Here is a 441-nt window from a genome sequence, read left to right as displayed (position 1 = left end):
GGCGCCGGCCTGATCCATCGCGCGCTCGGTCCCAAGCGTTTTCTCGCCGATCGCGAGGGGCGCGTCTACCTGACCGGCTTCGGCTTCGCGGTGCGCGGCGGCGCGACCCAGGCTGGCCAGGGGCAGCGGGGCAACCCGCTCGGCGCCGGCCGCTGGGCCGACGACGAACTCGAATGGGACGACGAGAGCTTCGTCTACATGGCGCCCGAGCTCGGCGCGCGGATGAACGTGCGCGTCGATGCGCGCGCCGATCTCTAGTCGCTCGGCTGCGTGCTCTACGAACTGCTGAGCGGCGTGCCGCCGTTCGAGGCCGGCGACACCGCCACGCGCATCCACGCCCACGCCACGCGCCGGCGCCGGCCGCTGCCCGAGGTGGCGGCAGGCATTCCGCGGCAACTGTCACGTATCGTCTTGAAGCTGCTGGAGAAGGCGCCCGAGCAG

Annotated in this window: 1 pseudogene; it reads left to right on the top strand. The window is 72.6% G+C overall.

Annotated features, from left to right (window positions below):
• A pseudogene (locus tag FQ746_RS35660) lies at positions 1–441 on the top strand (protein kinase domain-containing protein); the annotation flags it as partial.

The organism is Paraburkholderia sp. BCC1886, assembly GCF_900996245.1.
Lineage (GTDB): Bacteria > Pseudomonadota > Gammaproteobacteria > Burkholderiales > Burkholderiaceae > Paraburkholderia.
The sequence above is the reverse complement of the archived record's forward strand: the minus strand, read 5'-3'. Positions and strand labels throughout refer to the sequence as shown.